At 65.7% G+C, this 13401-nt stretch carries 13 protein-coding genes and 2 pseudogenes; 10 read left to right on the plus strand and 5 right to left on the minus strand.

From position 1 onward, the window contains the following. Positions 1-13 precede the first annotated feature (13 nt). Positions 14-1771 carry a DUF262 domain-containing protein gene (locus tag ABZ386_RS28685; RefSeq protein ID WP_351341907.1) on the minus strand — a complete coding sequence of 586 codons (1758 nt, stop codon included), beginning with the start codon at positions 1769-1771 and terminating at the stop codon, positions 14-16. Between the two features lie 182 nt (positions 1772-1953). Here ABZ386_RS28685 and ABZ386_RS28690 point away from each other — a divergent pair, with 182 nt between their 5' ends. Continuing rightward, positions 1954-2733 (plus strand): hypothetical protein, encoded by a 780-nt coding sequence (locus tag ABZ386_RS28690; RefSeq protein ID WP_351341909.1) that lies wholly within the window; start codon positions 1954-1956, stop codon positions 2731-2733. 60 nt (positions 2734-2793) lie between these two features. Continuing rightward, complete coding sequence (locus ABZ386_RS28695; protein WP_351341911.1) at positions 2794-3456, plus strand: HAD family hydrolase; 663 nt, start codon at positions 2794-2796, stop codon at positions 3454-3456. Here ABZ386_RS28695 and ABZ386_RS28700 read toward each other — a convergent pair. After that, complete coding sequence (locus ABZ386_RS28700) at positions 3437-4711, minus strand: transcriptional regulator (RefSeq protein ID WP_351341913.1); 1275 nt, start codon at positions 4709-4711, stop codon at positions 3437-3439. The genes ABZ386_RS28695 and ABZ386_RS28700 overlap by 20 nt on opposite strands. A gap of 740 nt (positions 4712-5451) precedes the next feature. Between ABZ386_RS28700 and ABZ386_RS28705 the strand changes: the two genes are divergently transcribed. From ABZ386_RS28705 to ABZ386_RS28720, 4 genes and pseudogenes are all read left to right on the plus strand, one after another. After that, the gene (locus ABZ386_RS28705) at positions 5452-5685 is read left to right on the plus strand and encodes a putative ATP-grasp-modified RiPP (protein WP_358966605.1); all 234 of its coding nucleotides are present in this window, start codon (positions 5452-5454) and stop codon (positions 5683-5685) included. Positions 5686-5687: 2 nt separating this feature from the next. Continuing rightward, positions 5688-6695 (plus strand): ATP-grasp ribosomal peptide maturase, encoded by a 1008-nt coding sequence (gene tgmB, locus ABZ386_RS28710; protein ID WP_358966458.1) that lies wholly within the window; start codon positions 5688-5690, stop codon positions 6693-6695. Continuing rightward, positions 6673-7881 carry an ATP-grasp peptide maturase system methyltransferase gene (gene tgmC, locus ABZ386_RS28715; RefSeq protein WP_351341919.1) on the plus strand — a complete coding sequence of 403 codons (1209 nt, stop codon included), beginning with the start codon at positions 6673-6675 and terminating at the stop codon, positions 7879-7881. The genes tgmB and tgmC overlap by 23 nt, the downstream gene beginning before the upstream one ends. Before the next feature lie 28 nt (positions 7882-7909). Beyond that, positions 7910-8431 (plus strand): annotated as a pseudogene (locus ABZ386_RS28720) (DUF6879 family protein). A gap of 184 nt (positions 8432-8615) precedes the next feature. Here ABZ386_RS28720 and ABZ386_RS28725 read toward each other — a convergent pair. Then, complete coding sequence (locus ABZ386_RS28725; RefSeq protein ID WP_351342169.1) at positions 8616-8996, minus strand: MerR family transcriptional regulator; 381 nt, start codon at positions 8994-8996, stop codon at positions 8616-8618. Between the two features lie 59 nt (positions 8997-9055). Between ABZ386_RS28725 and ABZ386_RS28730 the strand changes: the two genes are divergently transcribed. The 4 genes and pseudogenes from ABZ386_RS28730 to ABZ386_RS28745 form a co-directional block, all read left to right on the plus strand. Beyond that, on the plus strand, positions 9056-9853 hold the full coding sequence (locus tag ABZ386_RS28730) for an SDR family oxidoreductase (RefSeq protein ID WP_358966461.1): 798 nt from the start codon (positions 9056-9058) through the stop codon (positions 9851-9853). A gap of 89 nt (positions 9854-9942) precedes the next feature. Next, the gene (locus ABZ386_RS28735; RefSeq protein WP_358966464.1) at positions 9943-10602 is read left to right on the plus strand and encodes a haloacid dehalogenase-like hydrolase; all 660 of its coding nucleotides are present in this window, start codon (positions 9943-9945) and stop codon (positions 10600-10602) included. Between the two features lie 73 nt (positions 10603-10675). Next, the gene (locus ABZ386_RS28740) at positions 10676-10813 is read left to right on the plus strand and encodes a hypothetical protein (protein WP_358966467.1); all 138 of its coding nucleotides are present in this window, start codon (positions 10676-10678) and stop codon (positions 10811-10813) included. 52 nt (positions 10814-10865) lie between these two features. Continuing rightward, a pseudogene (locus ABZ386_RS28745) lies at positions 10866-11756 on the plus strand (DMT family transporter); the annotation flags it as partial. A 233-nt stretch (positions 11757-11989) separates the two neighbouring features. Here the strand turns inward: ABZ386_RS28745 and ABZ386_RS28750 are convergent. Next, the gene (locus ABZ386_RS28750; RefSeq protein WP_358966470.1) at positions 11990-12466 is read right to left on the minus strand and encodes a MarR family transcriptional regulator; all 477 of its coding nucleotides are present in this window, start codon (positions 12464-12466) and stop codon (positions 11990-11992) included. A gap of 86 nt (positions 12467-12552) precedes the next feature. After that, positions 12553-13353, minus strand: coding sequence for an alpha/beta hydrolase (locus ABZ386_RS28755; RefSeq protein WP_358966473.1), 801 nt, complete (start codon positions 13351-13353; stop codon positions 12553-12555). Positions 13354-13401 lie beyond the last annotated feature (48 nt).

Genomic DNA, 13401 nt, shown 5'->3' on the forward strand with positions numbered 1-13401 from the left:
AACCACCGTCGATCTAAGCCAACCTGCTCCCGCTAGGCCATACTTCGAGCGCTATCCGCGACAACATCGCCTGACGCGCCTCGATGCCAGCGACTCGCCATTCTGATCGCTCACTGTCCCACAGATCTTGAACTCCCGTTCGGGAAGAGACCAGAAGCGCGGACCCCTCATAAAGATGCGCCTTCTCAGGGAAGGAGAGCCCAGATATATTCGCATTTCGCTTACCGGCAAGGAGCGTGAGGTTACCCAGACGGCTTACAAAACTGTCGTGCTCTTCTAGGCGCAGTTCTGGTGTCGGCTTTTGAGGGTAGATATTCTCCACATATACCTTTCCGTCACCGAGAGCCACCTCTTCATGTACGTCATGCTGGGCGCGCAGGTGTTGCTCGATCTTAGCTAGCAAGTAGCGAGACTGAGACTGCTTGGGAATAGAGGCTTCCTGGAAATCAGTCTGGAACGTTTCGTCATCCGGAATCCAAGTCAGGATCCTGTGGATTACACCCTCGAGCGACCCACCCTTGGCTAGCTCCTTAGCCGCACCAAAAATATTCTCCTCCAACAGGGTCGACTCCCGCCTGCCGACTACCGTCCAGCGCACGTAATAGCTGATCGAGGCATCCAAGAGAGTTTGCAGAGCGGAGTAGTTGTAACCTTCCGATGCCGACAGGAGGAGCGGATAGAGAGCGTCAGCATTCATCGCCTTGACCTCTCCGAGAGAAGCGTCGAGGTTCACGTCTCCCGTACTCCCCGTGATCAACTCAGCATACCGTCCTGCCGCGTTTTCCAGCTCCGCCGAGAAGGCCCCAACACCGTACTCTTGAGGACGCTTATCAAAATGCCCAGTCAAATCCTTGCGAATGATCGAGTAAAGACTGTGTGACTTGACGTCCCCGTGCTTGGAAACCCAGAAGTGGCGAAGGAACTTCTCTATCTCTTCGCGTCGATCAAACCCGTCAAGAAGCGAGCGCCAGGCATCGTTGACACGAGACTTCTCGTGATCACTTCGACTCTTCTCCATCAAGAAATTACGAACCAGGTCCACCGTGGACAGATCCTTACCACGCGAGTTGATAGTCTCGAAGACTTCATTCGCATCACTCGAAGAAGGCGTCTGGATCTCCACAAAGACGAGGCCATTAATCAAACATTCACGCAGGGAGTCGAGATAGTCCAAACGGTCCTCGTCATCAACATAGGACTGCAGTCGGCTATTTATTTTAGCCCGAAAGTTATTGTAGGCATCCAGTATCAACTTATGCGAAGGACGGGAAGGACTCTCAACCCTGGGACATTCGCCCGTGGCCTCATTCCAGTCCTGAATATTGTCACGGAAAAAATCTCGGTCGAACAGCGACAGCACCAGGAAATATTCCATAGGTTCTTTGCGGCCAGATTTACGCGCAATATAGTCCCTCTGAATGTTGTTAGCGCTCGACATGCCCTCTGAGGACTTCATACTCCACAGAGTGTCCCTAATGGCGGCAATTAGGATTGTTGAAGTGGTCAACCGCTGCTGACCGTCAAGCAGTGACCGCCCTTTCATCGATTCGCCTGTGATAGTCACAACCGGGCCGATGAAGTACTCAGAAGCCGACTCTCGTCCACTCTCACGCGCCTCTTTGAACTTCTCGATATCCGCCCAGAAGACGTCTACTTCCTTCTTAGTCCACGCATACTGGCGTTGACTGTCATCTGGCACAGTCACCACGGGATTGTTAGCACCAATCAGCTGTCCGAGAGTTTGCCGCTGCGCCTGCTTGATGATGGCCATCTTGGAACCTCCACATGCCGTCTGACACGGAGAGCGTACCGTCCGACTGTGATGTGTGTGGAGGTAGAGGGGGATCTGCGAAGAATATCCACCCTTACCTGCCCATGACCACGCAGGAGTGAGCCACCCACAGAGGCCAACTGATACATTTGGACGCCAGGTACTCATGACTGGTGGGGGTTATGAACGTTTCCGTCGAGAATACCGCTGCGCATCACTTGCACACCCTGCTCACTAATGTCCGCGATTCAGGAAAGTCGAATCTGCGGGAGGCATGGTGCCAAGTCCTTGGCGCACAATGGGAAAGTTTGGAGTTCGCAAAACGCCACTCGGAAGTCGTCACCCTGCTGCAAATGACAATTCGTCAGCTTGACTCCCTTCCAGAAAGACCTCGATCGCGGTGCGAGCGCCATGTTGGTTCGTGGTGGATTCTGGTCATGCAACCAATTCTGAACTGGGCTGACACGAACCGATCGCCTCACGCTCTGTTTGACGCAAATCAGCTTGACCATCTCGAGTCGACTGCTGATTTGATATCGGGATACCTAGGCGGGTCCAATGCAGCGCCGCAGACTTCGAAATTCGAAGAGATTGTCACGCAGTGCCAGGAGTGGATCGATCTCCTCACTTCCATGGGGGCTGAGGAAATAAACGAGCCTTTGCGGAATCAGTTGATATCGCAGATTCGCCACCTTATCTGGCTCATCGAGAATGCAAATCTGTTCGGTGAGGCACGGGTGGCTGAAGAGGCCAGCACTGTCATCGGTTCGCTTGCTCAAGCAGGAGCAACGCTGGTAAATGTGCGGCCCGATAATGCCAGTCGATGGAAAACCGCGATGCTAGCGCTCATCACCGCCTGCGTTGTCCTCAATCAGGCCACTCCCATCATTCAGGAGTCGATCACTGCCGGGGGAGCAATAGTCAAGGAGATCACTGCTGCTGCCGAGAACTGGAGCGAGTAAGTAAAGCAAGGTACAGGCCCTCAGCGCTTTCAGGTCTCCGTCCTCGTATAACCTTCTCTCATGATTCGCGCAGTGGTCTTCGACGTCGGTGAGTGCCTCGTGGACGAGACCCGTGAGTACGGGACTTGGGCCGACTGGTTGGGTGTCCCCCGGCACACCTTCCATGCGATGTTCGGGGCCGTGATCGCCCAGGGCCGCGACTACCGGGAGACGTTCCAGGAGTTCCGGCCCGGGTTCGATCTCTACGAGGAGCGGGAGAAGCGGGCTGCTGCCGGACAGCCGGAGAGCTTTGGGGAAGAGGATCTGTACGAGGACGTCCGGCCGGCTCTCAGACAGCTCCGGGCCGACGGGCTGTGGCTCGGTATCGCTGGTAACCAGACAGTCCGGGCCGGGAGGATCCTTCAGGAGCTGTTCTCCGACGACGTCGACCTGATCGGTACGTCCGACGACTGGGGTGCCAGCAAGCCCGACCCCGAGTTCTTCAAGCGGGTGGCGGAGGTCGTGCCCTTCGAGGTCGGCGAGATTCTGTACGTCGGTGATCGGTGTGACAACGACATCAGGCCGGCCAAGGAAGCGGGGATGCACACCGCACTCGTGCATCGCGGGCCGTGGGCCAGCATTCAGTGGAACAGTGGCGAGGCCAAGGAGTTGCCGACCTTCCGTGTCGATGGCCTGGACGAACTTGCCGTCCGTGTGGCTGAGTTCAACGCCGCAGCGCGCTGAGGGTCGTGGGCCAGTCGTAGAGGCGGTCGTCGAGGTCGCGAACGCAGCTCTCGTGCTGGTGCGGAGCAAGCGCGCGACGGACTTCGCGTACACGGTCCATGCCGGTGGCGTACCAGGTGAGTGCCAGCTGATCGAGAGCCTTGCCCGCGTACTCACAGGCGGCCTGAGGATTGCCCGACGCTGCCTCGACAGCCGCCAAGTCCCCGTACACGACGGTGCGTTGCTTCTCCTCTCCTGGAGTCATGGCTTCGAGGGCCTGGAGCAATGCGGCACGGGCTTGCGGAAGGTGGCCGGCGAGTAGCTGGGTGTTCCCCTTGAAGGCCGCGAGTCGCGCCGGGGAGAACCAGTCCATCCACTGCGGTGAGGCGTGCTCGTCGCCCTGCTGGAGGATGTCCTCGGCGTGGGCGATCAGGTGCAGCGCGGTGCGGGTGTCGCCGCACCTGGTCTCGCATTCGGCCTCCACAGCGTCCAGCCACGCGAGGAACTCCGCGGAGGCGGGGGCGCGGCGAGCGTACGTGCGTGCCGCGATCATTCGCTCCTGTGCTCCATCCCGATCGCCTGCCCAGCCCGGGATGAAAGCCATGTGCGCGATGATCGCCGAACCGAGCAGCGGGTCATCGGCCTCGCCTGCGGCTTGCAAGGCGAGGACAAGCGTGTCGTGCGCGGCGGCCGGCTCTGAGAGGTCGAAGAACTCGATCCTGCCAGCGAGGAGGTATGTCTCCGCCAGTGCCGCGGCGAGCGTGCGTCGGGTGGAGTCAGACGTTTCCGGCAGTAGCGCATAGCCCAGCGTGGCGTGCGCCAGAACGGCCGGGTGCAGCTTGGTCGGGGCCACCGACCAATAGAGCCGACAATGGGAGCGGGTGACCGCTGCAAAGTCTGCTCCGACGCTTGCGGGTTGCGTAGGGGTTGCGGCTCGGCTTGGGCCGATCGCCAGGCCGAGGGCCGTCGGGCCGCTGGCGACTAGGGTGCGCCGGACAGGATCGAGGGCCGACCCCTCCGAGCCCCACGGGGGTATGAAGCCGAGAGCCTCCATGTTCTGGCCGAGCAGGTGTACCAGTACACGCTGGCAGTCCGGTTGCGGCCACGGCGGATTGTCCGACTCCCAGCGACGAACCTGACGTACCCCGATGGACAAGCCGCGGATGCCCATGCCCTTCGCGTGCTCGGTGAGGGCGTCGGCCAGGTCCTGCTGCGAGTTGAAGCCGGCGGCCACCCGAGCGGCCTTGAGTCGAACGTTGCCCGTGGGTCTTGGCACGGCCACCTCCTCCTGCTGCTGACGGCTGCCTCAACTCTCCCACGGAGGTCCGCTGCACAGCACCTTTTCCTCCGCAAGGAGTCCCATAGGCCCTTTGTAGGTCCTTTGAGAGACCCTTCAAAGTCCTCGAATAGGCAGCGTGATTCGTGGACCCTGTGTGCCGTACCCACCGACGGACGGCAAAGGAGCACGCTGTGTACACACACGAGGGTTTGGACGGAGCGGTCTCGGAGTGGCTGGCTCGGACCCACCCGGCGCCTGAGCGCGTACGAAGAGAGTGGGCCGCCCACGGCGTCGCTCTGTTGCCGCTCGGCGAGCGTTTTGCAGCGGTGCGCATCGCGTCCCGGATCGTGCATGCCGCCGTGCGGTCCGAGGACCAGGACCGAGTGGCGACTGCGCTCAGCGAGTTACTCGGCGGGGCGATCATCTACGACCGTCGGGTGGCGGGTGGCACCTATTACGCACTGGTCGCAGGACATGCCGGTCCCGCGTGGGCCTATGACGACGTCGTGACCTGCCTCGGGCATGGCACCTACTTGGGAGTGCCGCGCATCGAGCGACGACGCCCACCGGGCACGCACTGGGTGGTACCACCACGGTACGAGGGGAACTTGTGTCCACCACGTTCGGTCCTCGACCTGGTCGAGGTGGGCCGTGCTCGTCTGGCTGCGGAAGGCGAGGATCGTCCTCACCACCAGGGTGGACACATGACGACTCGGGCCGTTCAGAGCCCTTGGGCCATGCGTCTGGTGTCGGATCGGCTGCCCGTGTGTCCGCCGTCGTACGCCACCGTCGCACTGGACGGCTTCACGCAGACGGCTCGGTACGCGGACTCCGCAGGTCGGGCGGTAGAGATGGGTAAGCACGGTACGTCGAAAACCATCGGGACCGCGTCTACCTCCGGAGGCGGGGACGGGCAGAGCCCGCAGCCACAGACCCAGGACGACCACACCACCGATTACGAGTCGGACTGACGATGGCATCCACTGTCCTGGTCGTCACCGCGTTGGAAGACCTCACTGCGGACCGCGTCATCGATGCGCTGAATGAGCGCGAGGTGCCTGTGGCACGCGTCGATCCCGCCGATATCGGGTCCGATCTGGCCTTCGAGTTCAACCTCGGCCCGGACACCCCCGTCTGGGGTGGGCGGCTGCGCACGTCGAGTCGCGAAGTGGAGGTGCGGGAGGTAGCGGCGGTTTACTACCGTCGCCCCACCGCATACAGCTCCCGCTTCGGGCATCTCCCCCAGCAGCAACGGGACTTCGCGGCCGCCGAGGCAAGGCACGGGCTCGATGGCGTTCTGAACGCCCTGCACAGGGCGGTGTACGTCAATCACCCACACGCGGTGGTTCGTGCGGACTTCAAGCCCGCCCAGTTGCAGACGTTCACCGAGCTCGGGCTGCGGGTGCCGCCCACGCTGATCACCAATGAGGTGGAAGCGGCCAGAAAGTTCGCCGCCGACCACGGGCAGGTCGTCTACAAGACGTTCCGCGGACTACCCCGCAGCCTGGACGGCCATACCGGCGCGATCTGGACCCAACGCGTGAAGCCTGACAGCTTCGACGAAACCCTGGCGGTTACTGCGCACCTGTTCCAGGCCGAGATTCCCAAGAGCGGGGACGTGCGCATCACCGTGGTCGGCCGTCAGGTCTTCGCCCAGCGGATCGTCGCGCCGGACGGGGCCCTGGACTGGCGTCGGGGCGACTGGGGCGAGCTGTCGCACACCCCTATCGCCGTCCCCGCCTCGATCGGGGCCGCCCTGCACACGTACCTGGACTCCTTCGGCCTGGTCTTCGGCTGCTTCGACTTCGCGCTGACGGGGGACGGGGACGACCCCGACGACTGGTGGGCCATCGAGTGCAACCCGAACGGGCAGTGGGGTTGGCTCCCGGACGCGGCGGACATCACCGAGGCGTTCGCCGACATTCTGACTACCGAAGTACGGAAGGAGGCGGCAGGCCATGGCGTTGCCCGCCGACCCTGAGAACGACGCGGTCTGCCTGCGCGCAGCCATGGTGGACGCTCTCGCCCAGGACGGTGTGCTGGTGGACCCGGCCTGGCGGGCGGCGGTGCAGGCGGTACCACGGCACCGGTTCGTGCCCGGTTTCTATCTGGCCACCGACGATCGCGACGAGCACGGACTGACGCTTTGGGAACCGGTCACCGCCGAACTCGACTACGGACGGTGGCTGGCGGCCGCGTACTCGGACACCACACTCATCACCCAGTTCGACGGAGAGGAACCCGACTGGAAAGCCCCAGTCGTCCGGCGTGGTGGAGTGCCCACTTCCTCATCCACGCTGCCGTCACTCGTAGTCCGCATGTGGGCCGACGCCGATGTGGCCGAGGGGCACACGGTGCTGGAGATCGGCACCGGAACCGGGTACTCAACCGCGCTGGCCTGTGAGCGCCTCGACTCCGGAGATGTCACCAGCGTCGAGGTCGACCCGCGGCGGTTGGACACGGCAGCCGACGCGCTGTACGGCTGCGATTACACCCCGACCCTGGCCGTCGCGGACGGACTGTACGGTTACTGGCCCGAGGCTCGCTTCGATCGAGTCGTCGCCGCCTGTTCCTTCCGCAACGTCCCGCCTGCGCTTCTCGCCCAGACGCGGCCAGGCGGGAAGGTGCTGCTCACTCTCTCGGGGTGGCTCTACGGCTATGCCCGTGTGCTACTCACCGTCGCCGAGGATGGCACGGCGGACGGGGCGTTGCTGCCCGGCACCGTCTCCTTCATGGCCGCCCGGACGCATGCCGCGCCGGCGTTCGGCAATCCGACCCACTGGGCCGCCGGCCTTCCGGACAAACCCAGGAAGGCCCGTTACGGTCCAGAGCGCCTCATGGCCGCGACGGACGAGGCATTCCATCTTCTGTTCCTCGCACAATGTGCGGTCCCGGACGCACAGTTGGTCACCGTCGGTGACGTTGTGCATTTGGTCGATGTCGTGAGCGGTTCGGCAGCCACCCTCACGCCCGGGGACGGTGTCTGGGATGTACGTGAGGGCGGTCCGGTGAGGCTGTGGGAACGCGTCGAAAATGTGATGGACGCCTTTGATTCCGCGGGCCGACCAGGTCCCGAGGCGTTCACGCTGCACGTGCGTGATGGAAGACAGCACCTGCGGCACCCGGACTTCCCTGCTCTGCTGCTGCCCGGGTCCACACTCCGCTGAGGTGCAGACTCGCCGTGTGACGATTCTGATGACGCCCGGGGTTACTTCAGGGTGGGAATCAGGAGGTTCGTTCGTGTGCCTGGATGGTGCAGCCTGGCAGGCGAAGTGCCGGAACTACCAGAGGGAGGCATGGCGGCTGGAGACACTGCCCGTGTACAGGGTTCCACAGGAGGAAGAGGATTTCCGGGCCTTCCTGGCATGAGAACGTATCAATCCCCCCAGGTACACGAATGCGTATATCCGGGATATCCGGAGGGTACACCGCGAAGGCAGGAGCAAGGGGCGAGTGCACATCGTCACGCGCCCCCTGACCTCGTACTTTCAGTGCGAGTTCATGTGCTATCGCCCTAACGCATGGGCGGGAGACGACATCCGAATTATGGATGTGACCGACCGGGAGAACCCGCTGGCCGACGTCCAGGACTCCTGGATGTTCGACAAGGCGGAGGTCGTCCTTATGCACTACCAGGCCGACGGTACTCAGATCAGTCGCGAAGTGCATGAGGGCGACGTGGCGCCTTTCGCCGATTGCGCTTCGCTTCACTCTTGACACTCGCCCCTCCACCGCGGAGTTCATGCCCGGCCGGGCGGCCCGAAGGTGGGGCGGCGGGGAACGGCGGACGGTGGGAGCGCGTGCGTGGCCGGGTGGCGGGTTCGGGGCCAGTCCTCTGCAGGCCGGCCGGTGAGACGGTGTCGGCGAGGTAGTGGGCGCGTCCGCTGTGGGGCTCGTGTCTCTATTCGTCGCAGCCGGTGCGGACGGTGGCCGGTTCTCCTGCGTGGATGATCGAGCCGAGCATGGTGTGGGCGGCTTGGAGTTGTTCGATGGAGCGGCTCAGGCGGTCGCGTTCGCGTTTGAGGTCCTGGGCCATTTCCTCGCAGGTCGGCGCCAGGATGGCTCCCTCGTCGACCATGCAGGGCAGCATCTCCCGGATCAGGTCGGTGTTCAGTCCGGCCGCCAGCAGGATCCGGATCCGGCGCACGGTGGCCACATCGGATTCGTCGAACTCGCGGTAGCCGCTGGCCCGCCGCTGCGGTCGCAACAGTCCTTGCTGCTCGTAGTACCGCAGGCTCCTGGTGCTGATCCCCGTGCGACTCGACAGCTCGCCGATGAACATGTGACCCCCGACACAGAGGTTTGACTCTGCCATCAATGTCAATGTTTAGCGTAGCCGCCATGGCAACGAACCAGAGCACCCAGCAAGCTCGAACCATCGATCCGAAGTCCCTGGCGGGCAAGAAGGCCGTCGTCACCGGCGGCACCATCGGCATGGGCCGGGCCATCGTCCAGGCCTTAACCGACCGTGGCGCCGAGGTGATGTACACCGGACGCAGCGACCAGCGGCTCGCCGAGGCCCAGGCGGCGCTCGACACCCCACTGGCCCACCCGGTGCGCTCCGACGCCACTGACGCCGTCGCCATCGCCGCGCTCGGCGATCAGGTCGCCGAACGTCTCGGTGGCATCGACTACCTGTTCGTCAACCAGGGCATCGCCGAGTTCCAGACCCTCGAAGAGGTCACCGAGGAATCGTGGGACCGCATCTTCGACGTCAACGCCAAGGGCGCCTTCTTCACCGTGCAGCGGCTGGCGCCACTGGTGTCCGAGGGCGGCTCGATCGTGTTCACCACCGTCTCCAACGACCGGATCTTCCCCGGTCTGAGCGCCTACTCCGGGGCGAAGGAGGCCGTCGCCGCCTTCGCCAAGGTGCTCGCCGCCGAGTTGCTCCCCCGCAAGATCCGCGTCAACGCGATCGCCCCCGGGTTCATCCTCACCCCCACCATGGGCGTCGCCGAACTGACCGACGAGCAGCGCGCCGAGTTCATCGAACAGGGCAACGCCTCTACGCCGATGGGCCGGGGAGGCGCCGTGGAGGAGATCGCCGCCGCCGCGCTGTACCTGGCCGTCGAGGCCACCTTCACCACCGGCGTGGAGCTGCCCGTGGACGGCGGGTTCGGCCAAGGCCTCGGCGAGTGACAGACCCAGCCCGGCAGGCCGCCCCGGAGCGACTCCGCGTCGTCGGCCGAGTGGAGCGCGGGTCTCCGTCGCGGTGACATTCTGGGGCCGTGTTCTCATCCGATCATGTGGGTGCCGTGTTCTTCGATGTCGACGGCACGCTTGTCCCTGGCACGAGTTCAGGGGTTTTTCTCGCGGGCTTCCTCGGCCATCGGGACGAGCTGGCCAGGGCCGAGGGCGCCTACGCCTCCGGGGCTCTGGACAATCGGCAGGTCTCCGAGCTGGATGCCGCTGGGTGGGCGGGGACGGCCGAGCGACGGGTTTCCGGTTGGCTCGACGGGCTTCCCCTGGTCGCGGGCATCGCGGAGACCGTGGTCTGGTGCCGGCGGAACGGGTTGGTGCCCGTGCTGGCCACCCTCGCCTGGACGCCGATCGGCGGGTACCTGGCGGACCGGTTCGGTTTCCACGCGTTCAGCGGGCCCGAGCTGGAGATCTCCGACGGGCGGTTCACGGGCCGGGTCGCCCGCCATTTCGACGAGCACGACAAGCGCGATTTCGCCCTTGCGCAGGCCCGGGAGCTGGGGTTGGCGCCCCACTCGTGCGGTGCCGTCGGAGACAGCCGATCCGACCTGCCGCTGTTCGCGTCCGTCGGGTTGAGTGTGGCGTTCAATGCCTCGGCCGGGGCGCGGGCGGCGGCGATGGTCGCGGTGGACGGTGATGATCTGCGCAGCGTGATTCCCCAACTGAGTCGCCTGGTCACAGCCGCTTGAACGGCCGACGGCGGCATCGACGACTACGCTGTCCGAGCCCGGCGGTCTGCTGCTGGGCGACGATCGCCGCACGTTGCGCTCGGTGGCGCCAGTGCGCCCGGTGGATGCCGAGCTGCCTGCCCACCGCGACGTACTGGTGATCGCGTACACCGCGCGCGCTGAATGCCCGTGGCCCGGACATCGTCGTCCACAGCCGCCTCCCCCTCCGTAGACGTCCGTCGACGTCCGTGGACGCATGTGCCCAGCCCCGTAGAGGAGTCCCCATGACCGCGACCGCGGCCCGCGCAGGCCGGCTGATCGATCTTCCCGTGCTGCTGGTCGCGGTGGTCTGGGGCTCCAGCTACCTGGCCGCCAAGGGCGTCACCACGGCGCAGACCGTGCTGGCGGTGCTGGTGCTGCGGTTCGCCGTGGTGCTGCCGGTGCTGTTGGTCGCGGGGTGGCGGCGGCTGCGGGCGCTGAGTGCCGCCCAGGTGCGGGGCGCGGGGCTGTTGGGGCTGATCCTCGCCGGGATCTTCCTGCTGGAGACGTACGGCGTGGTGCACACCTCCGCGACGAACGCGGGGCTGATCATCAGCCTCACCATGGTGTTCACGCCGCTCGCGGAGAGCCGGGTGCGCGGGACGCGGCTGCCGGGCTCCTTCATGGCGGCAGCCGGGCTGTCGGTGCTGGGAGTGGCGCTGCTGACGCAGGGCGCCGGGTTCAGTGCCCCGTCCGGGGGCGACCTGCTGATGCTGGGGGCCGCCGTCGTCCGTACCGTGCACGTGCTCGCCATGGCGCGCATGGAGTCGGTGCGCGGCGCGGACGCGCTGTCGCTGACGACCGTGCAGTTGGGTGGTGCGGTGGTGGTGTTCGCCGTGCTGTCGGCGGTGCCGGGGACCGGGGCGTCGCCGTGGGCGGCCGCGGCGGACTTCGGGGTCGGGGACTGGGCGGGGCTGCTGTACCTGTCGGTGTTCTGCACGCTGTTCGCGTTCTTCGTGCAGATGTGGGCGGTTCGGCGTACCTCTCCGTCGCGGGTGAGCCTGCTGCTCGGTACGGAGCCGGTGTGGGCCGCGGCCGTCGGCATCGCCGTGGCCGGGGACCGGCCGGGCTGGCTGGGCCTGGTGGGCGCGGTGCTGGTCCTCGTGGGCACGGCTTGGGGGCGTGCGGCGGCGGATCGGGGGCGTGCGGGGGCGGACCCGGGGCGTGTGGGGGCGGATCAGGGACGTGCGGTGGCGGACCGGGGGCGCGCGGAGCGGGGTTCGGTGACCGCTCCGGACGCGCTGTCCCCGCGCGACAAGGCGGCCGAGCAGCCGCCGGCACACGACAGGGCGGCCGAGCCCGCCTGACCCTCAGGGCATCCGCGCGGCTGCCCGCGGTGTGCCCGGGCTGCCGAGGCGGGTGCCGGAGGCTACTCGGGCAGGTTCCCGTTGCCCCCGAGGTTGGCCACGATCCGGCGCAGGACGTTGATCGTGGTGACGAAGTCGGCCGTGTCGATGCCCTCGTGCGTCTGCCGGTGGACAGGCAGGTTGCGGTCCCTGGCCCGGATGCGGCCGGCCTCGCCCTCCTCGGTCAGGGCCATGCCGCCGGTCTCGTCCTCGATCAGCCAGCCGCGAGCCACCAGGTCGTCGTAGACGGCCTCGAAGTCCGTGTCGAGGTCGTCGTACGGGGTCAGGCGTTCGGTCAGGGTCGCGCGGGTCCACCGTCCGGGGGCGCCGGCCGCGTGGTTGAGGGTCCACCAGTGGGGCTGGGTCAGGCCCTCCACTGCCAGCTGGGCGCGGAGGGCTCCGACCACCCTGAGGTAGGCCTGCCCGGTCCATGCGCCGATGGGCTGGGCTGCCAGTTCCTCGTGGGGGTATTCCTTCAGGCCCTCGGCGTGTGTGGTCATGTGTGCCTCGCCCCGTTCGTGTCGTGGTCGCTCGGACACGAGGAACGTAGGACCTCGAGTTTGGTTGAGGTCAAGCGACGGTGGGCTCACGCCAGGAAGGTTCTGATCGCCTCGTGGAGGCGGTGCGGCTGATCCAGGTGGACGTCGTGGCCGGCGTCCGGGATGCGGGTGTGGCTGGTGGTCGGGCGCCGGGTGAGCATCGTGGCCGGTTCGTCGGGGCGCATCGTGCCGTGTTCGCCCTGGACGAGGAGGGTCGCGCAGGTGATGCGGGTCCACTCGGGCCAGTAGGCGGTGGTGGCCAGTTCGGCGACGGTGGCGATGATCGTGGTGCGGTCGAAGGCCGGATGCCAGCCGTCCTCTCGTTTTTCGAGGGTCTTCGTCCAGGCCTCGTGGCCCAGGAATGCCTTCGCCTCGTCGAGGGACGTGAAGGGGGTGGGCCAGCTGTCCAGCCAGGTCGCGATCTGTGTGGGGAGGTCCGGGGCCGGGCCGCCGGGGCCCGCTTCGACCAGGATCAGGGACTCGACGAGGTGGGGGTGGGACGCGGCCAGCAGCATCGCCGTGTGACCGCCCAGGGACTGGCCCACCAGGGTCACGGGGGCCAGGGCCAGTTCCTCGATCAGGGTGACGGCGTCCTGCACGTGGGCCGCTCGGGTCGTGGTGCGCGGGACGCGGGTGCTGGCGCCGTGGCCGCGGGCGTCGTACGTCACCACGCGGTGGCCGTCGGCGGCCAGGCGGGCGGCGACCCCGTCCCACTCGCCCTGGTGGCCTGCCAGGCCGTGCAGGAGGAGGACGGGGTCGCGGGCGGACTCCGGCGTGGCCCGGTGATCGCGGTAGGCGATGCGGGTGCCGTCCGCAGTCGTGAGGACGGTCGGGTCAGGGGCGTTCAACTGGCTCTCTTCCGGTGGGTGATCCGGCCCGGTGCTCCCCGATTCTCC

This window comes from Streptomyces sp. NPDC006140 (genome assembly GCF_040628815.1).
GTDB lineage: Bacteria > Actinomycetota > Actinomycetes > Streptomycetales > Streptomycetaceae > Streptomyces.

Bases quoted from the DNA above. Each gene is read 5' to 3' on its own strand.
- ABZ386_RS28750 (WP_358966470.1), bottom strand. From the start codon at position 12,466: ATGACCACACACGCCGAGGGCCTGAAGGAATACCCCCACGAGGAACTG.
- ABZ386_RS28690 (WP_351341909.1), top strand. From the start codon at position 1,954: ATGAACGTTTCCGTCGAGAATACCGCTGCGCATCACTTGCACACCCTG.
- ABZ386_RS28695 (WP_351341911.1), top strand. From the start codon at position 2,794: ATGATTCGCGCAGTGGTCTTCGACGTCGGTGAGTGCCTCGTGGACGAG.
- tgmC (WP_351341919.1), top strand. From the start codon at position 6,673: ATGGCGTTGCCCGCCGACCCTGAGAACGACGCGGTCTGCCTGCGCGCA.
- ABZ386_RS28730 (WP_358966461.1), top strand. From the start codon at position 9,056: ATGGCAACGAACCAGAGCACCCAGCAAGCTCGAACCATCGATCCGAAG.
- ABZ386_RS28705 (WP_358966605.1), top strand. From the start codon at position 5,452: ATGCGTCTGGTGTCGGATCGGCTGCCCGTGTGTCCGCCGTCGTACGCC.
- ABZ386_RS28685 (WP_351341907.1), bottom strand. From the start codon at position 1,771: ATGGCCATCATCAAGCAGGCGCAGCGGCAAACTCTCGGACAGCTGATT.
- ABZ386_RS28725 (WP_351342169.1), bottom strand. From the start codon at position 8,996: ATGTTCATCGGCGAGCTGTCGAGTCGCACGGGGATCAGCACCAGGAGC.
- tgmB (WP_358966458.1), top strand. From the start codon at position 5,688: ATGGCATCCACTGTCCTGGTCGTCACCGCGTTGGAAGACCTCACTGCG.